We start from the raw sequence: 25,021 nt of genomic DNA on the forward strand, positions 1-25,021 counted from the left end.
TCAGCGCCGCAGCGATATGCGGCCCGTTGCGACCTGTGCCCCGGCGCGCGCACGCGGCGCCGGGGGACGGAGGGGGAGCCCGTCCGAGGGGGCGGCGGAAGCGGAAGGGGCCGCGACACCGGCCGGGGCCGAGGCGCCGGCAGCGGTGGCGCCCTTCGTGCGGGCGGCGGGGCGGGTGGCCCGGCCCATCGGCAGGGCGACCGCGACCAGCAGGCCGAGCATCATGGCGGCGACACCGATGGCGGCGACCGCCAAGCCGCTGGTGGTACGGGTCAGCAGCAGGAGGGCGACGGTCGACAGGACGACGGTGGCCGAACCATAGGCAAGCTGTGCGGCAGTCGGACGCGGCATGACGGTATCCGTCCTCGGGACAGGGTCAGGGGGAGTCTCAAGCCAGTTCGCACACTGGCAAAAGACTCTACGACGGTGAATGCCCGGGCGGAACCAGCAGTAAGCGTGACCTAACCCACGGTGCCGGAGCATGGGGGGCGCACCGAATCATTCACACAGCCAACTCGTGAGGAATGTGCGCCGCTTGTCCGGATTCGACATCGTCCGGAATCCGGAACTCTACTCCTGCATAGTGCAGTTGACCGGCCCAAGTCAAGGACTGTCTTTTCTTCGGTAACTCCGGTCGAATGTCGTCACTTGTGACGCGTCACCGCGCGCGGACAACCCCACATAGGTCCGTGGCGACGGGGCGCGGGGGAGGACACCATCAAGTGACCAGCAAGCGACGGACGTTCAGAGCGTCCGCGGTTCTCGTGGCGCTTGCCGCGACCACCGCGACGGGCGCGGCGTTCAGCACCGCTCAGGCCGACGGCCAGAAGTCGTCGGACCCGGCCGGAATCGAGCGGCGCGATCCGGCACCGCAGAAGGCCCATGTCGAGCACGACCTCGAGGGCCCGTTCAGCAAGCAGCAGGACCAGCAGCGCCAGGCCGCGCTCGAGCAGGTGATATCCGGCGACGCGGCCGTGCAGCAGCGCGGAGCGTCCAAGGTCGTGAAGCTCGACGACAAGAAGTACGTCGAGCTCGGCCGCGAGAAGACGGACAAGATCTTCACGATCCTGGTGGAGTTCGGCGACAAGGTCGACGACACCACGATGTTCGACCCGGACGGCCCGGAGGGACCCGAGGCCCCCGTCAAGAAGTACGGCGGCACACCCGGCCCGCTGCACAACAAGATCGCCAAGCCGGACCGCAAGGTCGACAACTCGACGGCCTGGCAGGCGGACTTCAACCAGAAGTACTTCCAGGACCTCTACTTCGGCACCGGCAAGGACAGCAAGGGCCGGAAGAAGGAGTCCCTGAAGACCTACTACGAGAAGACCTCGTCCGGCCGTTACTCGGTCGACGGTGGCGTCTCCGACTGGGTCAAGGTCGAGTACAACGAGGCCCGCTACGGCTCCAACTACTGCGGCGACTCCAACTGCGCCAACGTCTGGGACACGGTTCGTGACGGCGTCACCGCCTGGGCCGCCGACCAGAAGGCCAAGGGCAAGTCCGACGCCGAGATCAAGGCGGAGCTGGCGAAGTACGACCAGTGGGACCGTTACGACTTCGACGGCGACGGCAACTTCAACGAGACCGACGGCTACATCGACCACTTCCAGATCGTCCACGCGGGCGAGGACGAGTCGGCCGGCGGCGGCGCCGAGGGCGAGAACGCCCTGTGGGCCCACCGCTGGTACGCCTACGGCACCGACGCCGGCAAGACCGGCCCGGCGAACAACAAGGCCGGCGGCACCCAGATCGGCTCCACCGGCATCTGGGTCGGCGACTACACCGTGCAGCCCGAGAACGGCGGCCTCGGTGTCTTCGCCCACGAGTACGGCCACGACCTCGGTCTGCCCGACCACTACGACACCTCGGGCAAGGGCGAGAACTCGACCGGCTTCTGGACCCTGATGTCGGCCGGCTCCTGGCTCGGCGAGGGCAAGGACTCCATCGGCGACCTGCCCGGCGACATGACGGCCTGGGACAAGCTGCAGCTGGGCTGGCTCAACTACACCAAGGGCAAGGCGGCGACGAAGTCGACGCACACGCTGGGTGTGGCCGAGTACAACACCAAGCGCCCGCAGGCGCTCGTCGTCGAGCTGCCCAAGAAGCCCGTCACCACGACTGTCGTGAAGCCCGCCGAGGGCTCCAAGCAGTGGTGGAGCGGCAGCGGCGACGACCTGCGCAACACCCTGACCCGCTCCGTTGACCTGACCGGCAAGACGTCGGCGGCGCTGACCCTCGACGGCTGGTGGGCCATCGAGCGGAACTACGACTTCCTCTACGCCGAGGTCTCGACCGACGGCGGCACGACCTGGACGGCGCTCGACGGCACGGCCGACGGCCAGCCGATCACCCGGGACGGCAGCGACAAGCCCGCTCTGAGCGGTTTCTCGAACGTCTACAAGAAGCTGTCGTACTCCCTGGACGCCTACGCGGGCGAGAAGATCGACCTGCGCTTCCGCTACGCCACGGACGGCGGCGTGGCGGAGAACGGTTTCGCGGCCGACAACATCACGATCACCGCTGACGGCACTGCCTTGTTCGCGGATGGCGCCGAGGGCGACGACGCCGGCTGGGCCAAGAAGGGCTTCGACCGCATCGGCGCGTCCTTCACCAAGGAGTACGACCAGTTCTACATCGCTGAGAACCGCCAGTACGTCTCGTACGACAAGGCCTTGAAGGTCGGCCCGTACAACTTCGGCTTCGCGTCGCGTCCTTCGTGGGTGGAGCACTACGCGTACCAGAACGGTCTGCTGATCTGGAAGTGGGACACCTCCGAGGCGGACAACAACACCAGCGAGCACGAGGGCACGGGTCTGATCCTTCCGGTGGACGCCCACGCCAAGCCGCTGAAGTGGGCCGACGGCAAGCTGATGCGGAACAAGATCCAGACGTTCGACTCGTCGTTCAGCCTGTACCCGACGGACCGCTTCCGGCTGCACAACGCGGACATCCCGCAGCTGATCAAGTCGCAGAAGGGTGTCTCCGTCTTCGACGACCGCAAGGGCGTCTACTGGTACGAGGAGAACCCGACCGCAAGCGTGAAGGTCGCTGACACCAACACCAAGATCTCGATCGTGAAGGAGCCGCGCAGCGGCGAGACGATCACCGTCAAGGTTGGTCCGTCGACCAACTGATTGGTGTCACCGCAGGTCAGAACGTGATCGGCCGTCGCCCTCTAGCGGGCGGCGGCCGATCGTGTTTAGGTGCGTCTGACGAAGTTCTTATTGACAGACCAACTCACGGGGGAGTGGTTCCGCATGGCCGCAGGAGGTTTCTGCAAGCTGCCGAACGGCAGCGTGGTGGTGGCGCTGAACCTGCCCAGCCCCGCCGCCGACGGTCCCGCCGGCGTGCGGTTCCTCGTCCACGCCCAGAACCGGGCGCGCGCCCTGACCAGGCTGCGCAACCTCGGCCTCAGGGGGGTCTACCTGCGCGGCAACGCCGCCCCGCCGACACCGGACGAGATCACGGCCGTCCTCCACCACCCCGACGGCCTCATATGGCGCACGGCCCCCGACAACGGTGTCACCGTCGCCACCGAGCTGTGGCGGCCGATCAGGTGCCTGCTGAGAGCGTAGCGCCGGAAAAAAGATCGCGCACGAACCGAACGATCCGCATCCGCCCACCGTCTAAGTGCTGAACCGTTGTCGAGGGCATGTGGTGGGGGACTGTGCGAGCCGAAGAACAGGATCCTCTCAGCCCGGCACAGGCCCGTCGCGTCAGGGCGGTGCTCGCGCTGGGAGGAGTCCCGCGGGACGACCACGCGGACGGTGTGCAGCAGGTACGGCTGAAGCTGATCGAGCGCCGCGCTCAGGGAACGGAGTCGCCCCGCGACGTCGGCGCGTGGGCCGCGGCGGTCGCCTCCAACTACGCAGTCGACTGGCATCGCGGCAGGAACCGCCAGGAGCGGGTCAGTGAGCGGCTGCAGACCATGACCGCATGGCGGCAGTCCGTCCCCGGGCCGGAGGAGGGGGTGCTCGCTCTGGCGGTGGCGGAGGGCATCGATGCGCTGCCACCCCTGCAGAAGCAGGTGCTCATCCTGCGGTTCTACGCCGACCTGACGGTTCCGCAGATGGCGGAGGTCCTCTCGGTACCGCTGGGCACCGTCAAGAGCCGCCTGCATGCGGCGGTCCAGGCCATGCGAGTCCATCTTTCAGCGGATACAGGGGTGCGAGGATGACGGGCGACCAGGAGACGGAGGACCTGCTCGACGAGCAGGTGAAGCTGATCGGCGGGTTCATGGAGGAGGACGAGCAGCCGGCTGGGGAGCAGGGCGTCGTGACGCTGCCCGAGGCGGGGGCCCGGCGTCGCAGGGTCCGCGCGCTGCTCGTCGCGGGGGTAGGCCTGGCGGCATCGGCCGCGCTGCTCCTCACCCTGTGGGCGCCTTGGGATCCGGCGCCGGCTGAGACGGCGAGACTCTCCGAGTCGGGAATCGTGGCGTGCTCGGAACTCATCGCCGAGGGGACCGTGAGCCGCGTGAGGTCTGCCGAGCCGGGGACGGTCCGCGTCCGGCTGGAGGTCGACCGGTACCTCAAGCCCGAATCGGGACCGGGAGAAACGGAATTCTCAGTTCCGCAGGAGGACGGTGCCGCCTACAAGGTGGGAGAAAAGGTACTGGTGAGCGTCTCGCGGTTCGAGGGCGAGGTCCCGCTGCTTTTCATCGGCGAGGAAATCGAGTCGACCTGGGAGAGGATGAGGACGGAGGCGGGCAAAGCTGATCGCCCCACATGCCCGGGGCGCGGGTGACCGCAGGCGACGAATGATTTTCCCTTCCCTGGTGATCTTCAGACTGCTAGTCTCGGGGCGAACTCGAATCGCAGTTCGATTTGTTTCCTTGGGGGGGGGCTTTGAAGCTTACGAGAAACAAGTTCACGCGACCCGTCGCCGCTTTGGCGATGGTCGCCGCCGTCGCTGCCGGTGTTTCCGCCTGGTCCAATACAGCGGAAACTGCCTCGGCGTCTCGGGATGCACACCCGGAGCGTATTATGCACGGCAAGGAGAGCCTCAATCTCAGCAGTGTGAGCGAACTGGTCGGAACATCTTCCGTCATCGTCAAGGGGACGGTTCTCAGTGCCGCACCCGGGCGAAAGGTGGGCAGCGCCGCCGACGGCGGCGTGGACCAAGCGAGAGATGTGACCGTCCAGGTCAACCTGGTTCTCAAGGGAGGGGGCTACACCATCCCGACGAACATCGTCGTGGAGGAATGGGGCTGGGACGAGGCCGGCCACGCCTATCAGATGGAACACCTCTCCTGGAGTCAGGTGGGAGACGTCGGCTACTTCTACCTGGAGGCGGCCGACCCGATGATCACCAAATGGCGCTACGTGAACACGCAGGGCCGGGTTCAGATCAAGGACGGGCTTGTCCGATCCTCGGCCGATCCGGTCAGCACGCTGTTCTCGAAGATCGACGGGCGGACCAACTCCGACTTCTACGCGGACATGAAGTACTGGCTCGATCCCAAGCGCGGCGGAGGCGGCACAGTCGTGCCGCAGCCCGCACCCGCCACGGACGAGCAGCAGCAGCAGGTACCCGACGACGGCGCGGCCGAGCCGGAGCCGGACGGCTCGACCAACGACGGCTCCGAGCCGACGCCCTATCCCTCGGCCTCGTGACGTCGTCCGCCTCTGCCCTCGTTCGTACAAGGAAGTGAGACCTTCGTGAACAGCTCTCGCAAACTCGTCGCCTCGGTGGCGATGTCCGTGGCATTCGTGCTTGGAGTTCCTTTTTCCGCATACGCCGGCCATGATGACGACGGATTCGACCCGGATAACCGGAGCCAAGCGGTCAAGGGGTTCTCGCTGACCTCCAATGGAACCACCGCGATGAATCATGGCAAGGCCCAGCTGGAAAAAAGTGTCATCACCACATCATGGGGCGACGGTGACATCCGAGTCTATGACGCGAACTATGGGGACAACGGGTGGCACGGGTCCACGGACTGCGTCGACTGGAACGCTTTCATGACGTCCTGTGACGTCATGCGCGTCCGATTCAATCAGTATCAATACAAGTCCTATTCCGAGTGGAAGTCCCTGGGATGCCATGAATTCGGTCACACGGGCGACCTCGGGCACCGGAGCAAATCCAATGACACGGACAACAACTCGTGCATGAGGTCGGACCGCTGGCCGCAGTATTTTGACCAGCACGACCTCAACGCCATCGCCGCGGGGACGTGATGTCGAAAATCTGGTGGATATCCGGCTGTGTCGCCGTCGCCCTTGTCGCGGCATTTGCCGCGGTGCGGGCGAATGCGGACGGCGTGGATGTCGATGCCTTCCGGAAGTCCGCCGAGCGGCCGGCCTTCTGCAAGGCCGCGGCACCGCTGGACCTCTCCCACGCTGATCAGCTGACTCCGCACAAGCGTCAGCACGTCGTCGAGGAACTGGGAGGAATGGCGCCCGACGGCATCGTGGAGGACTTCGAAACGCTCATGGAGTGGTACGAGAACCCGACCGAGGAACGCCGGGACAGCACCAAGCAGGCCAGCGTCCGGGTGGGCCAGTTCATCGAGCGCAGCTGCGACGGTGTGAACATCGGCGGCATACGGACCTGACCGACAAGACCGTTCAGCCCACGGGCTTGCCCGTCAGCTCCACCCCGGCCGCGCGCATCTCCTCCAGCGCGCGGCCGGTGGTCTCCGCGGCGACGCCCGCCGTCAGGTCGAGCAGTACGTGCGTGATGAAGCCCTCGCGGGCCGCGTCGAGTGCCGTGGCCCGCACGCAGTGGTCGGTGGCGATGCCGACCACGTCCACCTCGGTGACCTTGCGCTCGCGCAGCCACTCGGCAAGCGTCGCGCCGTTCTCGTCCGTGCCCTCGAAGCCGCTGTACGCCGCCGCGTACGCGCCCTTGTCGAAGACCGCGTCGATCGCCCCCGAGGCGACCGCCGGGGCGAAGTTCGGGTGGAACCCCACACCCTCCGTGCCCGCGACGCAGTGCGCCGGCCAGGAGTCGACGTAGTCCGGCTGTGCGGAGAAGTGGTCCCCCGGGTCGACATGGTGGTCACGGGTGGCCACCACATGGCGGTAGCCCGGCTGGGCCTGGCCGATGAGGTCGGTGATGGCGGCTGCGACGTCGGCACCGCCGGACACCGCGAGGCTGCCGCCTTCGCAGAAGTCGTTCTGGACGTCCACGACGATCAAGGCGCGGTGCATGGCGGGTGTCCTTCGGTGGGGTGGGCGGGTCGGCGGCAACGGGTTCGGACATACGGGCGGGCGACGCCAACGAGCGTAGAGACTCGCGAGGCCGTACGGGAGAGGGCGTCCCCGCGGGCCGGGGCACGTGCCTCGTACACCTCCTGAGCCCCCGCTGCCCCGTACGCAGCGGCTCACACGTACTCCGTAGGGATGACAGGCTCGCCGCGCGAGAGCTGGGTCGCGGAGAGCGGCAGACCCGCACGCGCCTCGAAGTGCCGCCTGCGCGCCGCCTCCAGGGGCTCGCGGGTGACGCTCTCGCCGCCCTTGATCAGCTGCACCAGCAGCTGCCGGTCGGCGAGCGAGTCCGGGACGGCCCCCGTCCCCAGCACCTCGGCCTCGGCGACCCCGTCCCCGTCCAGCCGGCGCGCGGCCCACTTGCGGCCGCCGACCGACGTCTTGCCGCCCAGCGGCTTCTTCGCCACTGCCTGCAGCGGGGCCTTGGGGTCGGCGGACCGGGCACGGGCGACGAGCTTGTAGACCATCGAGCAGGTCGGGTGCCCGCTGCCGGTGACCAGCTGGGTGCCCACCCCGTACGCGTCCACCGGCGCCGCGGCGAGCGAGGCGATCGCGTACTCGTCCAGGTCGGAGGTGACCACGATCTTGGTGTTGACGGCCCCCAGCTCGTCCAGCTGGTGGCGCACCCGGTGCGCCACCAGCACCAGGTCGCCGGAGTCGATACGCACGGCGCCCAGTTCGGGACCGGTGACGTCCACGGCGGTACGGACCGCCTCCGCCACGTCATAGGTGTCGACCAGCAGGGTCGTGCCGCGTCCCAGCGAGTCGACCTGCGCCTGGAAGGCGCCGCGCTCGGTGTCGTGCAGCAGGGTGAAGGCGTGTGCGCTGGTGCCGACGGTGGGGATGCCGTAGCGGAACCCGGCCGCCAGGTCGGACGTGGAGTCGAAGCCGCCGATGTACGCGGCGCGTGAGGCGGCGACCGCGGCGAGCTCGTGCGTGCGGCGCGCACCCATCTCGATGAGCCTGCGTCCGGCGGCTGCCGCCGACATCCGCGAGGCCGCGGCCGCGATCGCGGAGTCGTGGTTGAGGATCGACAGGATCACGGTCTCCAGCAGCACGCACTCGGCGAAGGAGCCCTCCACCCGCAGGATCGGCGAGCCGGGGAAGTACACCTCGCCCTCGGGATAGCCCCAGACGTCACCGCTGAAGCGGTAGTCGGCGAGCCACTTCAGGGTGGGCTCGTCGACGATGCGCTGCTCGCGCAGGAAGGCGAGCACGCCGGGGTCGAAGCGGAAGTTCTCCACGGCGTCCAGGACGCGGCCGATCCCGGCCACCACGCCGTACCGGCGGCCGTCGGGCAGCCGGCGGGTGAAGACCTCGAAGACGGAGCGGCGGCGGGCGGTGCCCGACTTCAGTGCCGCCTGCACCATCGTGAACTCGTACTGGTCGGTGAAGAGCGCGGTCGACGGAACATCCACCGGCAGCCCAAGGTCCGCAGTGTTCATGACCATCATGCTAGCGCACATCTCGTCAAAGTGACGAGATGTCCTTCCGTTCGGCGGGGCCGTTTGTGCGACAGGGCCTCCCGGGTGGCAGCATGGGTGGAGTGACTGTGCCCGTAGAGATCGAACGACCTGAGTCGGCCGAGGAGACGTTCGCCGTCCCGGAACCCGATGTGCCCTGGGTGACGCTGGTGCACAACGACCCGGTCAACCTGATGAGCTATGTCACCTACGTCTTCCAGGCGTACTTCGGCTATTCCAAGGACAAGGCGCACAAACTGATGCTCGACGTCCATCACAAGGGACGCGCGATCGTCTCCAGCGGCAGCCGCGAGGAGATGGAACGCGACGTGCAGGCGATGCACGGTTACGGACTGTGGGCCACGCTTTCCCAGGACCGCATCTGATGGCCTCCCACTTCGAGCCGCTCAAGGGCGGCGGCGCTGCCGTCGCGCTCGACGAGGTCGAGATCTCGATCCTGCGCTCACTCGCCATCCAGCTGCTGGAGCTCATCGGACCCGGAGAAGAGGCGATCGAGGGCCAGGACCCGCTGGCCGCCCTGTTCGCCGAAGGGCCCAGCGAGGCACCCTCCGACCCGGCGCTCGCCCGGCTCTTCCCGGACGCGTACGGAGGTCCCGAAGCCGACACGCAGGACGACGAACTGCTCGCCCGTTCCGCCGAGTTCCGGCGCTTCACCGAGACCGACCTGCGCTCGCGCAAGCGCGACGACGCCCTCGCCGTGGTGCGCACCCTGGACTCCCTCAACGCCGCCGGCGACGGCGGGGCCGTGCTCGAACTCGGCCCCGACGACTGTCAGCACTGGCTCGGCGCGCTCAACGACCTGCGGCTGACCATCGGCACGCGGCTGGAGGTCGGGGACGAGGACGAGAACGACGCGCTGTACCGGCTGCCGGACTCCGATCCGCGCAAGCCGATGGTGATGGCCTACCTGTGGCTCGGCGCGCTCCAGGAAACCCTTGTGGAGACGCTGATGCCGTGACCGGTGCGACGGCGCACGGTCATCGCCTGTTCGCTCAGCGGACACTCAAATCCGGATAACGATCGCGTCACCGCGGCGGCCTGCCTTGCGGTGTCGCGATTGTTTTGTCCGCTTCTTCCTGTGACGTGGGCCACATCCGTCCAAGTGGATCAGCATTTCGGGCGTGATAGATCTTCACGACCGCCCGGGGACGCCACCCATGTGCCCGGGGGCGCTTGGGCCGGCAGACCGCCGGCGGCACTCCATCCACATCCGGGGGGATCAGGACCTGGTCCGCGGCCACGCTACGCAGCGGGCGCGGATCAGCATGGAGAAAGGCGCATCACCATGACCTCAATGCAGGTCGACCAGCACAACGACAGCAAAGAGGCCGCGGGCGCGGACGAGGGCTACCAGCGAGGACTGGGAGCCCGGCAGATCCAGATGATCGCGATCGGCGGTGCCATCGGCACCGGCCTCTTCCTCGGCGCGGGCAAGGCCATCTCGATGGCCGGACCGAGCCTCATCCTGGCCTACGCCATCGCGGGCCTGGTCATCTTCTTCATCATGCGGGCCCTGGGCGAACTGCTCATGTACCGCCCCGTCTCGGGGTCCTTCTCCGAGTACGCGCGAGAGTTCGTCGGGCCCTTCGCGGGCTTCGTCACCGGCTGGACGTACTGGCTGTTCTGGGTCGTCACCGGAATGACCGAAGTCACCGCGGCCGCCCAGTACATGACGTACTGGTTCGACATCCCGCAGTGGGTCTCCGCGCTGATCTTCACGATCGTCCTCTACGGCGCCAACCTGATCTCCGTGAAGCTCTTCGGCGAGCTCGAGTTCTGGTTCTCGATGGTCAAGGTCACCGCCATCATCGGCATGATCCTGATCTGCCTCGGCATCCTCACCCTCGGCTTCTCCGACGCCGGTGACACCGCGTCCGTCACCCACCTGTGGGCCGACGGCGGCTTCTTCCCCAAGGGCATCGGCGGCACCCTGATGACCCTGCAGATCGTGATGTTCGCCTTCCTCGCGGTCGAGCTGGTCGGCGTCACCGCCGGCGAGTCCAAGGACCCGGAGAAGACCCTGCCCAAGGCGATCAACACCGTCCCGTGGCGTATCGCCGTCTTCTACGTCGGCGCGCTGATCATGATCCTCTCGGTGGTCTCCTGGACCAACTTCGAGCCGGGCGTATCGCCGTTCGTCGCCGCCTTCGACAAGATGGGCCTCGCCGTCGGCGCCGGCATCGTCAACTTCGTGGTGCTCACCGCCGCCCTGTCGTCCTGCAACTCGGGCATGTACTCCACCGGCCGCATGCTGCGCGACCTCGCGCTCAACGGCCAGGGCCCGAAGCTGTTCACCCGCCTGACCAAGAGCGGCACGCCGCTCATCGGCACCACCTTCTCGGCCCTGCTGATGATGTTCGGTGTCTGGATCAACTACCAGTGGCCGGGCGAGGCGTTCGAGAAGGTCGTCTCCTTCGCGACCATCTCCGGAATGTGGGCCTGGATCATGATCCTGGTCTGCCAGATCCGCTACCGGGCGAAGGCCAACCGCGGCGAGCTGCCCCAGTCGACCTTCAAGGCGCCGGGTGCCCCCTTCACCAGCTGGTTCGCGCTGGCCTTCATCGGCATGGTCATCGTGATGATGGGCATGGACGAGGGCGCGCGGACCGCGCTGTGGCCGGGAGTTCCGGTGTGGGCGCTGATCACGGGCGTCGGCTACCTCGCTCTGAAGAGGAAGAGCAGGAAGAACGCCGAGGACAAGCCCAAGACGGACACCGTCGGCCGCTGAGCGCCGCCGGATCATGCCGGGCCCGTCCGCCCGGCATGATCCGGCCCGCGTGTCCGGCTCACACGGCCCCGGAAGGGTCCCGGTTGAGCCGGACGTCGTCCCCGCGGGCGTGCAGCGTCACGCCCGCGCCGGTGACCGAGACATCCGTCGGACCGAGACCGGCGGGCAGTTCCGGCACGGCACGCTCCCGGCCCGCGAAGACCTGGGCGACACGCGGGTCGGCCGGGTCGATCTGCCGGCCGGCGAACGACGCGGCGACCGGGACCATCGTGACGGTGCGTCCGGCGAGCCGGAGTTCGGCCGTGACGGACAGCGGCAGACCGAGGACCACGCGGTCCATCCGCACCTGCCGGGAGCCGGCCGCGGACAGCGACGCGTCCGGGCCGAGGCCGGTGACGAGCGATCCGAAGGGCGCGGTGAACCGCGCGTCCGCGCGCGCCGCCGTGTACCCACCCGCCTCCTCACGGACGTCGCGCAGCTCTATTGCCGCCTGTACCGGCCGTCCTTCGCCGGTGACGGCGTCCGCCCGTACCTCGACCCTGGAGAAGGTCCCCTCGGCCGCGCTCAGCAGAAACGGAAACGCGTCGATCCGCACCTGCGGGGTGCCGACCACCGCGCTCTGCCGGTGCGCGATCCGGTCCGCGAGCCTTGCCTCGGCGCGAGCCGCGGCGACCCGGTCGGCCACAGGCAGCGCGGCGAACACCGTGCTCAGCCCCAGCACGGTCCACAGCCGCCGCCCGCGCAGGCGCGCGAGTGTGCGCTTCATTGCGAGGGTGCGGTTCATGACGCACCGCCGCTGCTCGCCAGGGCGCTGCCCGCAGCCGCGTCGGGCGCGGGCGCGGCCGGCGCCGGACCGTGGCCGTCGTCCTCGATGTCCAGGTGCGGCAAGAGCCGGTCCAGCCATACGGGCAGCCACCAGTTGGCCCGGCCGAGCAGGACCATCGTGGACGGGACGAGAATGCCGCGGACGACCGTCGCGTCCAGAGCCACGGCCGTGGCAAGGCCGATGCCGAACATCTTCACCACGGGATCGTCGGACAGCAGATAGCTCAGAAAGACGCTGACCATGATCAGCGCGGCGGAGGTGATGATCCGCCCGGTCCCGGCCAGCCCGCTGATCACCGACCGCCGGTTGTCGCCGTCGCGCACGTAGGCCGCCCGGACGGCGCTGAGCAGGAACACCTCGTAGTCCGTCGAGAGCCCGAACAGCACGGCGAACATCAGCAGCGGGACGTAGCCGGGTATCGGTACGGGCCCTTCCAGGCCGATCAGGGGCGCACCCCAGCCCCACTGGAAGACCGCGGTGAGCACCCCGTAGGCGGCGGCGACCGACACCAGGTTCATCACCGCGGCCTTCACGGCGACGACGGGGGAGCGGAAGGCCACAAGGAGCAGCAGTCCCGCGACGGCGAGGACGAAACCGACCACCAGCGGCATCCGCCGGGCCAGACGCTCGTTGAGGTCGGCCTGGGCGGCCGTGGGGCCGCCGACATGGGTCACCTGACCGCTGCCGGCGGTGGCCTCGGGCAGCGTGTCGTCCCGCAGCCGGTGCACGAGATCGGCGGTGGCGGGGTCCCCGGGCGCGGTGGCCGGGGTGACCTGCCAGCGCGCGTGGCTGCCGTCGGGACTCAGCTCGACCGGTCCGGCCGCGGCCACGCCGGGGGCGGCCCGCAGGGCGGCGGTGACCGCCGCGATCCGGGTGTCGTCCGGGGCGGCCGCCGGGGAGGGAAGGGTGTCGGTGACCTGGAGCGGTCCGCTTGCACCAGGTCCGAAGGCCGCGGTCAGCCTGTCGTACGCGGTACGGCTCGCCGTCCCCACGGGCCTGTCGCCCGCGTCCAGCTGGCCGAAGGTCAACTGGACGGCGGGCGCGGCCAGTACGCCGGTCAGCACCAGACCGGCCGCCAGGCAGCGCCACGGCCGGGCGGCGACGTACGCGGCGATGCGGCCCCAGCCACGAGGGCGGGCAGCGGCGTCGCTGCCTGGACCCGCCGGCCCCCGCGGGGTGCCCTTCGGAGTGAGTCTCGGCCCGAGCAGCGCCAGCACGGCCGGCAGCAGGGTCAGCGTGGCCGCCACGGCGACGAGTACGGCGATGCCCGGCGCGAGCGCCAGGGCGTGGAGCAACGGCAGCCCTCCCAGAGCGAGACCGGCGAGCGCGGCGATGACCGCGCAGCCCGCGAAGACCACGGCCCTGCCGGAACCGGCCATGGTGCGCGCGGCCGCGTCCACGGTGCCCACGCCCGCTGCCGACAGCTCACGGAAGCGGGTCAGGCAGAACAGGGTGTAGTCGATGCCCACGCCGAGACCGATCATCGCCGCGATCGTGGTGCCCGAGTCCGGCATGTCGACGAGGTGCCCCACCAGGCCGATCGCACAGAGCGAGACGGCGAGTGCGAGCGCGCCGGTGAGCAGAGGCACCCCGGCCGCGACGAGAGTGCCGAAGCCCACCGCGAGGATCACGAAGGCGGCCGCGAGCCCGATGACCTCACTGTGGCCGGTGGAGCCCTTGTCCGCGGCCGCCGCGAGATCGCCTCCGGCGGTGACCTCGATGCCGGCCTCGGCGGCCGGAGCGGCCGCGTCGACGATGCCCTGGGTGATCCCGGGGGTGATGTCCCGCCCGGTGAGGTCGAGTTCGACCGAGATGCTGCCGGTGCGTCCGTCGGAGCTGAGCGCGGTCCCGCCCGCCGGATCGTAGGGCGTGGCGACGGCCACGACATGGTCCAGCTCCGCGATGGCCTGTGCCGCCCGCTCGACCGCCTGCCGCTGTGCGGCCGAGGTGAGGGGTGCCTCGCCGGCGGGCGCGTACAGGACGACGGGCTGCCGGCCGGAGGCCGCGTCGGCGAACGCCTCGCCGGCGTCACGCGCCGCCTGGCTGTCGCTGCCGGGGATGGTGACGGCCTCGGTGGTGACCTTCCCGAACGCGCCCACCGCGACGGCCAGGGTGGTGAGCAGCAGCAGCCACGCGGCCACGGTGCGCTTGGGTCTGCGGGCGCACCAGCGCCCGACGGACAGGAGCATGAGGAATGCAGCCCTCTCGTACGGAACTCATTGCACTCGGCGTGCAATCGAAACCGTTGCATCGTGAGTGCAACAATGTCAACGGGAAGACCGGGGAGGCACACCGTGGAGAAGCAGCCCGTCCGACGGCCGGCACACAGCGCGCAGGGCCCTGCCGCGGAGCGCGCTCCGGACGGCCGTACCGAGCGCGGGCGGCAGACCCGGCAGAAGATCGCCGACGCCCTGCTGGCTCTGCTCGACGAGGGCGAGTCGCAATTCCCGGCGGACCGGGTCGCCGAGCGCGCAGGTGTCTCCCGGCGCCTGGTGTTCCATCACTTCGCCGACATGGACCAGCTGGTGGACACCGCGATCACACGGCGGCTGGAGCAGCTGATCGCGCAGATCAAGCCGCTGCCGACCGACGGCCCGCGTACGGCACGGGTGGCGGCGCTCACCGAACAGCGCGCCCGGATCCTGGAGTGGATGACCCCGGCCCGGCTGGCGATCCTGCGCCGGGAGCAGCCGTCCGAGCGCGTCGAGGAGGCCACCCGGCAGGTCCAGGACTTCGCTCGTGGCCGACTGGCCGAGGTCTTCGCCCTGGAGCTCGACCGGGTGCCCGAGGAGCGTAGAACGGACCTGCTCAACGGGCTGGACGCGGCCACCACATGGGGCGCCTGGTACCACTGGCGCAGCGTCGGCCTGGACACCGGGGCGGCCCGCCGCGCGATGGACACCACCGTGCACGCCCTGCTCGCCGCCACCGACCCGCCCTCGCCGGCCTCATGAGCAGTCTCACCGGCTGGTCCCCGGATCTCAGAAGCACGGACGAGCCGCCTATTCTCGTCAGCATGCTGACCATCACCCAGGCCCTCTACGACCAGATCGTGGCGCACGCCCGCGCAGACCACCCCGACGAGGCCTGCGGCGTGGTCGCAGGACCCGAGGGCAGCGGCCGCCCCGAGCGCTTCATCCCGATGCTGAACGCCGCCCGCTCGCCCACGTTCTACGAGTTCGACTCGGGCGACCTGCTCAAGCTCTACCGGGAGCTGGACGACCGCGACGAAGAGCCGGTGATCATCTACCACTCGCACACCGCGACCCAGGCTTATCCGTCGCGCACCGACGTCAGCTACGCCAACGAGCCCGGAGCGCACTACGTCCTGGTCTCCACCGCCGACACCGACGGCGAGGGCCCCTTCCAGTTCCGCTCGTTCCGCATCGTGGACGGCGAGATCACCGAAGAAGAGGTCAAGGTCGTCGAGGCGTACTGATCCCCGCCGGCAAGGTGCACCCACCTCCGCCGGCGGCTCGAGTGATGCGGCCGGCCGCATGCGCCCAGGTGCGGCCGGAGCATCACCCCGGCACTCCGGAAGAAGTACTCACCCCGAGCCGCAGCCCGACGTGCGGGAGGTCGAAGCCGAGGTCACCGGCCGTCCTGAGGCCCGCAGATCTTCGGTCACCCGCCACCCCCTGCCCGCATCCTGAGCAGAGTGCGTCCGGTATGCGAGATCACATTCCGGAGCACGGACCGGGAATCGATACGATGACCGCATGGTTTTCCACGACGTGAGCGACAAGACGCCGAGCACCGTGCTGCTCGTGGCGCGCCTGCACGTCGATCTGTGCCGCCTCGCCAGCGCGATGTGTACGGCCCACGCCGCGGCCTGACCCGTCAGTCCCCGGCGCACTGCCCGCACCACCCCCTCGCGCGGGGGCCAGAGCCGCGCGCACCGACGCCACCCTTTCCGACAGGAGCCCACGTCATGGCCATCGAGGTCCGCATCCCGACCATCCTCCGCACCTACACCGGCGGCGCCAAGGCCGTCGAGGGCACCGGAGACACCCTTGCCGAGCTGTTCGCCGACCTCGAGTCCCGCCACACCGGCATCCAGGAGCGCATCGTCGACGGCGACCAGCTGCGCCGCTTCGTGAACGTCTACCTCAACGACGAGGACGTCCGCTTCCTCGACGGCATCTCCACCAAGCTCGCCGACGGCGACAGCGTCACCATCCTCCCGGCCGTGGCCGGCGGAATGCACTGATGCGTTACGACTCCCCGCTGGCGGCGGTCGGCAACACCCCGCTGGTCCGGCTCCCGCGACTGTCCCCCTCGGACGACGTCCGGATCTGGGCCAAGCTCGAGGACCGCAACCCGACCGGCTCGATCAAGGACCGCCCCGCGCTCCACATGGTCGAGCAGGCGGAGAAGGACGGCCGGCTGACGCCGGGCTGCACCATCCTCGAGCCCACCAGCGGAAACACGGGCATCTCCCTGGCCATGGCCGCGAAGCTCAAGGGCTACCGCATCGTCTGCGTCATGCCGGAGAACACCTCCCAGGAACGCCGCGACCTGCTCGCCATGTGGGGAGCGGAGATCATCTCCTCCCCGGCGGCCGGCGGCTCCAACACGGCGGTGCGCGTCGCCAAGGAGCTCGCCGGGCAGAACCCGAGCTGGGTGATGCTCTACCAGTACGGCAACCCGGACAACGCGGGCGCCCACTACGCCACCACCGGCCCGGAGATCCTCGCCGACCTGCCCTCCGTCACACACTTCGTGGCCGGTCTCGGCACCACGGGCACGCTGATGGGCGTCGGCCGCTACCTGCGCGAGCAGAAGCCCGACATCAAGATCGTCGCCGCCGAGCCGCGCTACGACGACCTGGTCTACGGGCTGCGCAACCTGGACGAGGGCTTCGTCCCCGAGCTGTACGACGCCTCGGTGCTGACCACCCGCTTCTCCGTGGGCTCCGCGGACGCGGTCACCCGCACCCGGGAACTTCTCCAGCAGGAGGGCATCTTCGCGGGCGTCTCGACAGGCGCGGCGCTCCACGCGGCGATCGGCGTCGGCAACAAGGCCGTGAAGGCGGGCGAGTCCGCGGACATCGTGTTCGTGGTGGCCGACGGCGGCTGGAAGTACCTGTCGACGGGCGTCTACACGGCTGAGACGACGGAGGCGGCGATCGAGACTCTGCAAGGTCAACTCTGGGCCTGACGTTGCCCGGGGCTTGTCTGTGCCAGGGGCGCTGGTGGTTGCTGTCCGGTGGTGGGTTCACCCGGGGCCGGGTGCGGCGTTGCCCGGGGCTTGTCTGTGCCGGGGGCGCTGGTGGTTGCTGTCCGGTGGTGGGTTCACCCGGGGCCGGGTGCGGCGTTGCCCGGGGGGCTTGTCTGTGCCAGGGGGCGTTGGTGGTTGCTGTTCGGTGGTGGGTTTCCTCGGGGCCGGTCTGACGCTGCCTGCTCGTCCTTTCCGGGCCCGGTCTGTGCCGTGACGTTTTCTGGGCGGTCTGCGCCGGGGCGTTGAGGGTTGTTGTGCGGTGGTGGTTTCCCGGGGCCGGGCGCGGCGTTGCCGTCCCCGGGCCGCCGGGCGCGGAGTTGCCTGGGGGGCTTGTCTGTGCCAGGGGGCGTTGGTGGTTGTTGTCCGGTGGTGGGTTTTCTCGGGGCCGGTCTGACGTTGCCTGGGGCTCGTCCTTCCCGGGCCCGGTGTGTGGCGTGGCGTGGGCGGCGCCTGTGTCGCGGGCGTCGGATGGTCCCCGTCCCCGTGGTGACCTTCCCCGCGGGCCACAGGCCGCCTTGTATCCGGACAGCCGCCACGGGCAGGCACAGGGCCGCCCCGCACGAGGGCCTGCCCCGTGGAAACCACCACCGAACAGCAACCACCAACGGCCCCTGCCCAGATCGCCCCCGGGACCGGGCCAACCCGTCAACGGGCCAGGTGGCGCACCTGGTCCCAGACCGTCGGATCCATCACTCCCACGCGGCGCCGGAACTCCCACACCCGCACATCCCGCAGCTCGTCCGTCTCCAGGAAGCTCGGCCGTCCCTCCGCATCGCCCACCGTCCCCGGCGGCAGCGCGATCACACCCGGGCGCTCGTCGTGATACCGGCTGGTGATCTTGGCGACCAGCGCCTTGTCGCCTCGTACCGCGAGCACCAGACACGGCCTGTCCTTCGCGCCCGGCCGGTCCTCGTAGGGCACCTCCGCCCACCAGATCTCACCCGGCACCGGCCCCGTCTTCGGCCTGCGTGCCCGCTCACCCGGCCGCCCCGGCGGACGTACACGCCCACCTGGCCGGCGAGCAGCGCGCCCGCGGCCGTCCATCACCGCGGCGACCAGCGCCAGCACGACCACGGCGGCCACCGCGAGCCACCAGGACGTATCCATACCCAGACGGTACCGTCGCCCACATGCCCCCGCCCTTCCACCAGGCCCGGGGCCCTCCCGGGGAAGCCACCCGCCGCCAAGCGGCCGTGGCCCTGGTAAACCACGTCCGGGGCAAGGGTGAGTTGTCCCACAACGCCGCGCTCCGGAGGAGCGACCAGCCCTTTCGCGCCTTACGCTCGACGCACCGCACGACCTTCCCCAGCCCTCCCCGTCAACGGAGGTTCAAGCTCCATGAAGCTCACCGTCGTCGGCTGCTCGGGGTCGTTCCCGTCCGCGGAATCGGCCTGCTCGAGCTACCTCGTAGAGGCCGACGGCTTCCGGCTGCTCCTCGACATGGGCAACGGAGCCCTGGGCGAGTTGCAGCGCCACTGCGGTCTCTACGACCTCGACGCCATTTTCCTCAGCCACCTCCACGCGGACCACTGCATCGACATGTGCGGGTACTTCGTCGCCCGCTACTACCGCCAGGACGGCGGCCGCTGCGCTCCCCTCCCGGTGTACGGCCCCGAGGGCACCGAACAGCGCCTGACCACTGCATACGCGGACACCCCTTCCGCCGCCTCGATGAGCGAGGTGTTCGACTTCCACACACTGAAGGCCGGCACGTTCGACATCGGCCCGTTCACCGTGCGCACGGAGAAGGTGGCCCACCCTGTCGAGGCCTACGGCATCCGCGTGGAGCACGCCGGCAGGTCGCTGACGTACTCCGGCGACACCGGAGTCTGCGAGGCGCTGCACGAACTCGCCGACGGCACGGACCTGTTCCTGTGCGAGGCCTCCTTCACGCACGGCAAGGAGGACATCCCGGACCTCCACCTCAACGGCCGCGAGGCCGGAGCGCACGCCCGCCGGGCGAACGTCGGCCGGCTGGTGCTGACCCACATCCCGCCGTGGACGGACGCCGAGCAGACCCTGGCCGACGCCCGCGCGGTGTACGAAGGCCCGACCGAGGTCGCGACCGCGGGCGCGGTGTACGAGATCTAGCGCTCGCGCTCCCCGGGACAACCGCCGAAGCCCCCGCCTGCATGAAAGGCGGGGGCTTCGGGCTTCATACGGTGGCAACGGCTACGCCTTCGTGAGGTCCTCGACCTCGTCATCGGGCTCGCGGCCCGGGGTCGGCAGATTGAACTTGGTGATCGCGAAGCGGAAGAGCACGTAGTAGATCGCCGCGAAGGCCAGTCCGATCGGGATGATCATCCAGGGTTGGGTGGCCTTGTTCCAGCCGAGGCCCAGGTCGATCAGGCCGGCGGAGAACGTGAAGCCCGCATGAACCCCCAGCGCCCAGGTGACAGCCATCGAAACGGCGGTCAGCACGGCGTGGATCGCGTACAGCAGCGGCGCGATGAACATGAAGGAGAACTCGATCGGCTCGGTCACACCGGTGACGAACGAGGTCAGCGCGAGCGAGATCATCATGCCGGTCACGGCCTTGCGGCGATCGGGACGAGCGGTGTGCGCGATGGCCAGGGCCGCGGCCGGCAGGCCGAACATCATGATCGGGAAGAAGCCCGACATGAACAGCCCGGCTTCCGGGTCACCGGCGAAGAAGCGGTTCAGGTCGCCGTGGACGACCTCGCCGGCCGCGTTCGTGAAGTCACCTATCTGGAACCAGGCGACGGTGTTCACGAACTGGTGCATGCCGATCGGGATCAGCGCACGGTTGATGGCACCGAACAGGCCGGCGCCCGCCGCGCCCAGCCCGGTCATCCACTCGCCGAAGCTGGAGATGACCTCGCCGATCGGCTCCCAGACCAGACCGAAGAAGACACCCACGACCACCCCGACGAACGCCATGATGATCGGAACGAGCCGGCGGCCGTTGAAGAAGCCGAGCCAGTCCACCAGCTTGGTCCGGTGGAAGCGCTGCCACAGCACCGCAGCGAGCAGACCCACCACGATGCCGCCGAGGACACCCGGGTTGTTGTACGTCGCGGCGACATCCACACCCTTGTTCCCGCTCGTGTTGACCACGGCTTCGGTGACCGGGAACGCGGTGAGGACGTTCTTGTAGACCAGGAAGCCGACCAGTGCGGCCAGGGCCGTGGAGCCGTCGGACTTCTTGGCGAAGCCGATGGCCACACCGATGCAGAAGAGCAGGGGCAGGTTGGCGAAGACGGCGTCACCGGCGGTGGCGAACACCGATGCGACCTTGTCCCAGCCGAGGCCGTCGGCACCGAAGACGTCGGGCTGGCCAAGGCGCAGCAGGATGCCCGCGGCGGGCAGGACGGCGATGGGCAGCTGAAGGCTTCGACCCACCTTCTGCAGGCCCTGGAACAGGCCTGATCCCCACTTCTTTGCGGGCAGGGCCGCGGTAGCCGTACTCATAACTTCCTCCAGTGGACAAGGCGCCGCCAGGGGACAGGGGAAAACGGGGGTGGGCGGCGACCTTCAAAGGGGAACGCGGTGATTGGTCTGGACCGCGTGGTCTACACCATTCAGAGGTGTAGACCAGTTGTAGCACGTGAGACTTGGATAAGGAACCTTCGAATTTCTCGGATGCAGCCCGCAGGCGCGGCTCAATTCCGGGCCAATGCGGAAGAAGGCCCCGGACCATGAGGTCCGGGGCCTTCAGTGCATGCCGGGACAGGGCCGGAGGACCCGCCCGCGGCGCCGCTCCGCGCTCTACGCCTTGGTCGAGTCCCGCTCCAGTTCCTCCTCGAGCTCCTCCGGCCCCCGCCCCGGCGTCGGAATGTCGAAGACCGTGATCGCGAACCGGAAGAGCACGTAATAGACCACCGCGAAACACGCACCGATCGGGATGATCAGCCACGGCTTCGTATCCAGGTGCCAGTTGACGACGTAGTCGATCAGCCCTGCCGAGAAAGTGAAGCCCGCATGCACGCCGAGGGCCCAGGTGATGGCCATCGATGCGCCGGTGAGCAGCGCGTGCATCCCGTACAGCAGCGGTGCCACGAACATGAAGGAGAACTCGATCGGCTCGGTCACGCCGGTGACGAAGGAGGTGAGTGCCACCGAGAACATCAGGCCGCCGACCCGCTTGCGGTGTTCGGGGCGGGCGCAGTGCGTCATCGCGAGTGCGGCAGCCGGCAGGCCGAACATCATGATCGGGAAGAAGTCGGACATGAATTGCCCCGCGTTCGGATCCTCGGCGAAGAAGCGCGTCAGGTCGCCCTGCACCACGGTGCCGTCCGGCGTGGTGAACTCACCTGCCTGGAGCCAGACGAAGATGTTCAGGAAGTGGTGCATGCCGACGGGGAGCAGCAGCCGGTTGGCGACACCGAACAGGCCCGCACCCCATGCGCCGAGGCCGATCAGCTGCTTGGAGAACCATGTCAGCGCGTCCCCCACCGGCTCCCACAGCAGTCCGAACACCACGCCCAGCACGCAGCAGACGAACGCCATGATGATCGGGACGAGCCGGCGTCCGTTGAAGAAGCCGAGCCAGTCCACCAGCTTGGTGCGGTGGTAGCGCTGCCAGATGACGGCGGTGAGCAGGCCGATCGTGATGCCCCCGAGCACGCCCGGATTCTGCGGGATGCCGTCCGGGAGTGCTTTGGTCTCCGTACCGCCGACCGGGAACGCCTTGAGCACGTTGTAGTAGACGAGAAAGCCCGCAACGGCGGCGAGTGCGGTCGAGCCGTCGGCCTTTTTCGCGAAGCCGATCGCGACACCGATGCAGAAGAGCAGCGGCAGTCCGAGGCTGCCGTCGAGGATGCCGGTGCCGCCCTTGATGAGCACCTCGGACGTCCTGTCCCAGAAGTCGCCGTGGAGAGAAGCCTCGAGGAGTCGGCCCAGGCTGACCAGCAGACCTGCCGCCGGGAGGACGGCCACGGGAAGCATCAGGCTCCGGCCGACCTTCTGCAGCCCCTGGAAGAGACCCTGCCGCCGCTTCGGTCGGGGCGCGGCAGCGCTCTCGGTGCTCATCGGAGTCCTCCCGGAACGGGACTGGTTTGGCAGGAGTTGCAGACTGGTGTAGACCAGTTGCGGTACGGTCCCGAGGCCCGGTCGCGCGACAGGGCACTGGTGATCGTCATCTTTCGGTACGAGATGGTTACGCGCCCGGGAAGATGGGCCAACCGTGCGTTACCGTGACGAAACGGACCTATGTGGGCCGATACAGCGCTCAGCGCTCTTGAACGCAGGGAGAGACACATGGCCAGCAAGGCTGAGAAGATCGTCGCCGGGCTCGGCGGAATCGACAACATCGAAGAGATCGAAGGCTGCATCACCCGCCTCCGCACCGAAGTCCTCGACCCCACCAAGGTCGACGAAGCCGCCCTCAAGGCCGCCGGCGCCCATGGCGTCGTCAAGATGGGCACCGCGATCCAGGTCGTCATCGGCACCGACGCCGACCCCATCGCAGCCGACATCGAAGACATGATGTGACACGCGATGTGAGCTCCCACCGCGCCCAGCACTGAGCTCGACCCGAGGGGCCTTCCACCCGGAACGGCCCCTCACCCATCTGCCGATAGGCTCGGGAGCATGTCTCGTATCGACGGCCGCACCCCCGACCAGCTCCGCCCCGTCACCATCGACCGCGGATGGAGCAAGCACGCAGAGGGCTCCGTCCTCATCTCCTTCGGTGACACCAAGGTCTTCTGCACCGCCTCCTTCACCGAAGGCGTCCCCCGCTGGCGCAAGGGCAGCGGCGAAGGCTGGGTCACCAGCGAGTACTCCATGCTGCCGCGCTCCACCAACACCCGGGGCGACCGAGAATCCGTACGCGGCAAGATCGGCGGCCGCACCCACGAGATCAGCCGCCTCATCGGCCGCTCCCTGCGCGCCGTCATCGACTACAAGGCACTCGGCGAGAACACCATCGTCCTCGACTGCGACGTCCTCCAGGCCGACGGCGGCACCCGCACCGCCGCCATCACCGGCGCCTACGTCGCGCTCGCCGACGCCATCACCTGGGCCCAGGGCAAGAAACTCGTCAAGGCCGGCCGCAAGCCCCTCACCGGCACCGTCGCCGCCGTCAGCGTCGGGATCGTCGACGGCACCCCCCTCCTCGACCTCTGCTACGAGGAGGACGTACGCGCCGAGACAGACATGAACGTCGTCTGCACCGGCGACGGCCGCTTCGTCGAGGTCCAGGGCACCGCCGAGGCCGAGCCCTTCGACCGCAAGGAACTCAACGCCCTCCTCGACCTCGCCACCGGAGGCTGCGCCGACCTCGCCGCCCTCCAGCGCGACGCACTCGGCGCCACCGGGCAGGCCGGGTAAGGCCGGGTAAAGAGGCAACCAAGAACGCCCTGACGGGCGTCGTTAGAGTCACGGGCGCACGGGCAAAGCCGTGCGCCCGTCCGTAACAGGGGAGGACCGTTCCATGTCTGCGCGCCGTCGCATAGCCCTCACGCTCGCCACCGCCGTACTCGTCGTGCCCGCAGCCGCAGGCTGCGGCGCCCTCGACAAGGCACTCGACTGCGTGGCCACCGCGGACGCGATCGCCACCAGCGTCAGCAAGCTCCAGGACGCCGTTTCCACCGCCACGGACGACCCCACCAAGGCCCAGGAAGCCCTCGACGACATCGACAAGGAACTCGACAGCCTCGGCGACAAGACCGACAACGCCGACCTCAGCAAGGCCGTCGACGACCTGAACAAGGGCGTCGACAACGTCCGCAAGTCCATCGAAAACGGCGACAGCACACCCGACATCTCGCCGATCACCGACGCCGCCACCGAGATCGGCAAGGTCTGCACCCCGTAACACCCGTAGATACTGGGCACATGACGCGCCTGATCCTCGCCACCCGCAACGCCGGGAAGATCACCGAACTCAAGGCCATCCTCGCCGACGCAGGTCTCACCCATGACCTCGTCGGCGCGGACGCCTACCCCGACATCGCCGACGTCAAGGAAACCGGCGTCACCTTCGCCGAGAACGCACTCCTCAAGGCCCACGCCCTCGCCCGCGCCACCGGCCTGCCCGCCGTAGCCGACGACTCGGGCCTCTGCGTCGACGTCCTCGGCGGCGCACCCGGCATCTTCTCCGCCCGCTGGGCAGGCAGCCACGGCAACGACCGGGCCAACCTGGAACTGCTGCTCGCCCAGCTCTCGGACATCGCCGAGATCCACCGGGGCGCCCACTTCGCCTGCGCGGCGGCCCTGGCGCTCCCCGACGGCACGGAACGCGTGGTCGAGGGCCGCCTCCAGGGCACCTTGCGCCACGCCCCCGTGGGCACGGGCGGCTTCGGCTACGACCCGATCCTCCAGCCGGAGGGCGAGACGCGCACGTGCGCGGAACTGACGCCGGCGGAGAAGAACGCGATCAGCCACCGGGGGAAGGCGTTCCGGGCGCTGGTGCCGGTGGTGCGGGAACTGCTGGGCTGACGCCTGGTACATCGACGGGCGCGGCACCGACAGGTACCGCGCCCGTTGCGCGTGGGCCCGGTGGGACTCGAACCCACGACACACCGGACCTAAACCGGCGCCCTCTTGGCCAGCTGGGGTACGGACCCGCGGCTGCCTACTGTAC

28 protein-coding genes and 1 tRNA gene are annotated in these 25,021 nt (G+C 69.0%); 20 read left to right on the forward strand and 9 right to left on the reverse strand.

The features are described from left to right. Positions 1 to 351, reverse strand: a complete 351-nt coding sequence (locus OHS70_RS23310; RefSeq protein ID WP_328400114.1) for a hypothetical protein — start codon at positions 349 to 351, stop codon at positions 1 to 3. 371 nt (positions 352 to 722) lie between these two features. Between OHS70_RS23310 and OHS70_RS23315 the strand changes: the two genes are divergently transcribed. From OHS70_RS23315 to OHS70_RS23345, 7 genes are all read left to right on the forward strand, one after another. Next, positions 723 to 3,137 (forward strand): immune inhibitor A domain-containing protein, encoded by a 2,415-nt coding sequence (locus OHS70_RS23315; protein WP_328400116.1) that lies wholly within the window; start codon positions 723 to 725, stop codon positions 3,135 to 3,137. 123 nt (positions 3,138 to 3,260) lie between these two features. After that, complete coding sequence (locus OHS70_RS23320; protein ID WP_328400118.1) at positions 3,261 to 3,578, forward strand: hypothetical protein; 318 nt, start codon at positions 3,261 to 3,263, stop codon at positions 3,576 to 3,578. 77 nt (positions 3,579 to 3,655) lie between these two features. Next, entirely contained in the window at positions 3,656 to 4,180 is a 525-nt protein-coding gene (locus OHS70_RS23325; protein WP_443062643.1) for an RNA polymerase sigma factor, read from the forward strand. Continuing rightward, complete coding sequence (locus OHS70_RS23330; RefSeq protein ID WP_328400122.1) at positions 4,177 to 4,746, forward strand: hypothetical protein; 570 nt, start codon at positions 4,177 to 4,179, stop codon at positions 4,744 to 4,746. The genes OHS70_RS23325 and OHS70_RS23330 overlap by 4 nt, the downstream gene beginning before the upstream one ends. Before the next feature lie 272 nt (positions 4,747 to 5,018). Continuing rightward, positions 5,019 to 5,615 carry a hypothetical protein gene (locus tag OHS70_RS23335; protein ID WP_328400124.1) on the forward strand — a complete coding sequence of 199 codons (597 nt, stop codon included), beginning with the start codon at positions 5,019 to 5,021 and terminating at the stop codon, positions 5,613 to 5,615. Positions 5,616 to 5,660: 45 nt separating this feature from the next. Beyond that, positions 5,661 to 6,182: a hypothetical protein gene (locus OHS70_RS23340; protein WP_328400126.1), complete on the forward strand. Its 522-nt coding sequence runs from the start codon at positions 5,661 to 5,663 to the stop codon at positions 6,180 to 6,182. Then, positions 6,182 to 6,559: a hypothetical protein gene (locus tag OHS70_RS23345; protein ID WP_328400128.1), complete on the forward strand. Its 378-nt coding sequence runs from the start codon at positions 6,182 to 6,184 to the stop codon at positions 6,557 to 6,559. The genes OHS70_RS23340 and OHS70_RS23345 overlap by 1 nt, the downstream gene beginning before the upstream one ends. 13 nt (positions 6,560 to 6,572) lie before the next feature. Here the strand turns inward: OHS70_RS23345 and OHS70_RS23350 are convergent, their stop codons facing one another. Both OHS70_RS23350 and OHS70_RS23355 read right to left on the reverse strand, forming a co-directional pair. After that, positions 6,573 to 7,157 (reverse strand): nicotinamidase, encoded by a 585-nt coding sequence (locus tag OHS70_RS23350; RefSeq protein ID WP_328400130.1) that lies wholly within the window; start codon positions 7,155 to 7,157, stop codon positions 6,573 to 6,575. A 173-nt stretch (positions 7,158 to 7,330) separates the two neighbouring features. Beyond that, positions 7,331 to 8,659, reverse strand: a complete 1,329-nt coding sequence (locus OHS70_RS23355; protein ID WP_328400132.1) for a nicotinate phosphoribosyltransferase — start codon at positions 8,657 to 8,659, stop codon at positions 7,331 to 7,333. A gap of 92 nt (positions 8,660 to 8,751) precedes the next feature. Here OHS70_RS23355 and clpS point away from each other — a divergent pair, with 92 nt between their 5' ends. From clpS to OHS70_RS23370, 3 genes are all read left to right on the forward strand, one after another. Next, entirely contained in the window at positions 8,752 to 9,063 is a 312-nt protein-coding gene (clpS, locus tag OHS70_RS23360; RefSeq protein WP_328400134.1) for an ATP-dependent Clp protease adapter ClpS, read from the forward strand. Beyond that, positions 9,063 to 9,656 carry a DUF2017 domain-containing protein gene (locus tag OHS70_RS23365; protein ID WP_328400136.1) on the forward strand — a complete coding sequence of 198 codons (594 nt, stop codon included), beginning with the start codon at positions 9,063 to 9,065 and terminating at the stop codon, positions 9,654 to 9,656. The genes clpS and OHS70_RS23365 overlap by 1 nt, the downstream gene beginning before the upstream one ends. A 327-nt stretch (positions 9,657 to 9,983) precedes the next feature. Then, positions 9,984 to 11,426, forward strand: coding sequence for an amino acid permease (locus OHS70_RS23370; protein ID WP_328400138.1), 1,443 nt, complete (start codon positions 9,984 to 9,986; stop codon positions 11,424 to 11,426). 58 nt (positions 11,427 to 11,484) lie between these two features. On the opposite strand, the gene OHS70_RS23375 is transcribed toward OHS70_RS23370, so the two are convergent. Together OHS70_RS23375 and OHS70_RS23380 are read right to left on the reverse strand one after the other, a co-directional pair. Beyond that, positions 11,485 to 12,210, reverse strand: a complete 726-nt coding sequence (locus OHS70_RS23375) for an LmeA family phospholipid-binding protein (protein ID WP_328400140.1) — start codon at positions 12,208 to 12,210, stop codon at positions 11,485 to 11,487. Next, complete coding sequence (locus tag OHS70_RS23380; RefSeq protein ID WP_328400142.1) at positions 12,207 to 14,441, reverse strand: MMPL family transporter; 2,235 nt, start codon at positions 14,439 to 14,441, stop codon at positions 12,207 to 12,209. The genes OHS70_RS23375 and OHS70_RS23380 overlap by 4 nt, the downstream gene beginning before the upstream one ends. Before the next feature lie 105 nt (positions 14,442 to 14,546). Here OHS70_RS23380 and OHS70_RS23385 point away from each other — a divergent pair, with 105 nt between their 5' ends. From OHS70_RS23385 to OHS70_RS23405, 5 genes are all read left to right on the forward strand, one after another. Beyond that, on the forward strand, positions 14,547 to 15,206 hold the full coding sequence (locus tag OHS70_RS23385; RefSeq protein WP_328400144.1) for a TetR/AcrR family transcriptional regulator: 660 nt from the start codon (positions 14,547 to 14,549) through the stop codon (positions 15,204 to 15,206). A gap of 62 nt (positions 15,207 to 15,268) precedes the next feature. After that, complete coding sequence (locus tag OHS70_RS23390) at positions 15,269 to 15,691, forward strand: M67 family metallopeptidase (RefSeq protein ID WP_328400146.1); 423 nt, start codon at positions 15,269 to 15,271, stop codon at positions 15,689 to 15,691. Between the two features lie 280 nt (positions 15,692 to 15,971). Next, positions 15,972 to 16,088 carry a putative leader peptide gene (locus OHS70_RS23395; protein WP_328400148.1) on the forward strand — a complete coding sequence of 39 codons (117 nt, stop codon included), beginning with the start codon at positions 15,972 to 15,974 and terminating at the stop codon, positions 16,086 to 16,088. Between the two features lie 95 nt (positions 16,089 to 16,183). Then, positions 16,184 to 16,462: a MoaD/ThiS family protein gene (locus OHS70_RS23400; protein WP_328400150.1), complete on the forward strand. Its 279-nt coding sequence runs from the start codon at positions 16,184 to 16,186 to the stop codon at positions 16,460 to 16,462. Then, positions 16,462 to 17,412 (forward strand): PLP-dependent cysteine synthase family protein, encoded by a 951-nt coding sequence (locus tag OHS70_RS23405; protein ID WP_328400152.1) that lies wholly within the window; start codon positions 16,462 to 16,464, stop codon positions 17,410 to 17,412. Before OHS70_RS23400 ends, OHS70_RS23405 begins: the two co-directional genes overlap by 1 nt. Before the next feature lie 705 nt (positions 17,413 to 18,117). On the opposite strand, the gene OHS70_RS23410 is transcribed toward OHS70_RS23405, so the two are convergent. Next, positions 18,118 to 18,579, reverse strand: coding sequence for a type II toxin-antitoxin system PemK/MazF family toxin (locus OHS70_RS23410; RefSeq protein WP_328400154.1), 462 nt, complete (start codon positions 18,577 to 18,579; stop codon positions 18,118 to 18,120). Positions 18,580 to 18,810: 231 nt separating this feature from the next. On the opposite strand from OHS70_RS23410, the gene OHS70_RS23415 reads away from it, so the two are divergent. Next, entirely contained in the window at positions 18,811 to 19,563 is a 753-nt protein-coding gene (locus OHS70_RS23415) for an MBL fold metallo-hydrolase (protein ID WP_328400155.1), read from the forward strand. A gap of 81 nt (positions 19,564 to 19,644) precedes the next feature. On the opposite strand, the gene OHS70_RS23420 is transcribed toward OHS70_RS23415, so the two are convergent. Together OHS70_RS23420 and OHS70_RS23425 are read right to left on the reverse strand one after the other, a co-directional pair. Beyond that, positions 19,645 to 20,904 (reverse strand): PTS transporter subunit EIIC, encoded by a 1,260-nt coding sequence (locus OHS70_RS23420; protein ID WP_328400156.1) that lies wholly within the window; start codon positions 20,902 to 20,904, stop codon positions 19,645 to 19,647. Positions 20,905 to 21,201: 297 nt separating this feature from the next. Further along, on the reverse strand, positions 21,202 to 22,464 hold the full coding sequence (locus OHS70_RS23425; RefSeq protein ID WP_328400157.1) for a PTS transporter subunit EIIC: 1,263 nt from the start codon (positions 22,462 to 22,464) through the stop codon (positions 21,202 to 21,204). 228 nt (positions 22,465 to 22,692) lie between these two features. Between OHS70_RS23425 and OHS70_RS23430 the strand changes: the two genes are divergently transcribed. The 4 genes from OHS70_RS23430 (at position 22,693) to rdgB (ending at position 24,876) form a co-directional block, all read left to right on the forward strand. Further along, positions 22,693 to 22,926: a PTS glucose/sucrose transporter subunit IIB gene (locus OHS70_RS23430; RefSeq protein WP_328400159.1), complete on the forward strand. Its 234-nt coding sequence runs from the start codon at positions 22,693 to 22,695 to the stop codon at positions 22,924 to 22,926. A gap of 99 nt (positions 22,927 to 23,025) precedes the next feature. Next, positions 23,026 to 23,766 (forward strand): ribonuclease PH, encoded by a 741-nt coding sequence (gene rph / locus OHS70_RS23435; RefSeq protein WP_328400161.1) that lies wholly within the window; start codon positions 23,026 to 23,028, stop codon positions 23,764 to 23,766. A gap of 103 nt (positions 23,767 to 23,869) precedes the next feature. Then, positions 23,870 to 24,253: a hypothetical protein gene (locus OHS70_RS23440; RefSeq protein ID WP_328400163.1), complete on the forward strand. Its 384-nt coding sequence runs from the start codon at positions 23,870 to 23,872 to the stop codon at positions 24,251 to 24,253. Between the two features lie 20 nt (positions 24,254 to 24,273). Further along, positions 24,274 to 24,876, forward strand: a complete 603-nt coding sequence (gene rdgB / locus OHS70_RS23445; RefSeq protein ID WP_328400165.1) for an RdgB/HAM1 family non-canonical purine NTP pyrophosphatase — start codon at positions 24,274 to 24,276, stop codon at positions 24,874 to 24,876. A gap of 52 nt (positions 24,877 to 24,928) precedes the next feature. On the opposite strand, the gene OHS70_RS23450 is transcribed toward rdgB, so the two are convergent. Next, positions 24,929 to 25,004, reverse strand: a tRNA-Leu gene (locus tag OHS70_RS23450). Positions 25,005 to 25,021: the final 17 nt, after the last annotated feature.

The sequence above is a fragment of the Streptomyces sp. NBC_00390 genome, from assembly GCF_036057275.1.
Lineage (GTDB): Bacteria > Actinomycetota > Actinomycetes > Streptomycetales > Streptomycetaceae > Streptomyces.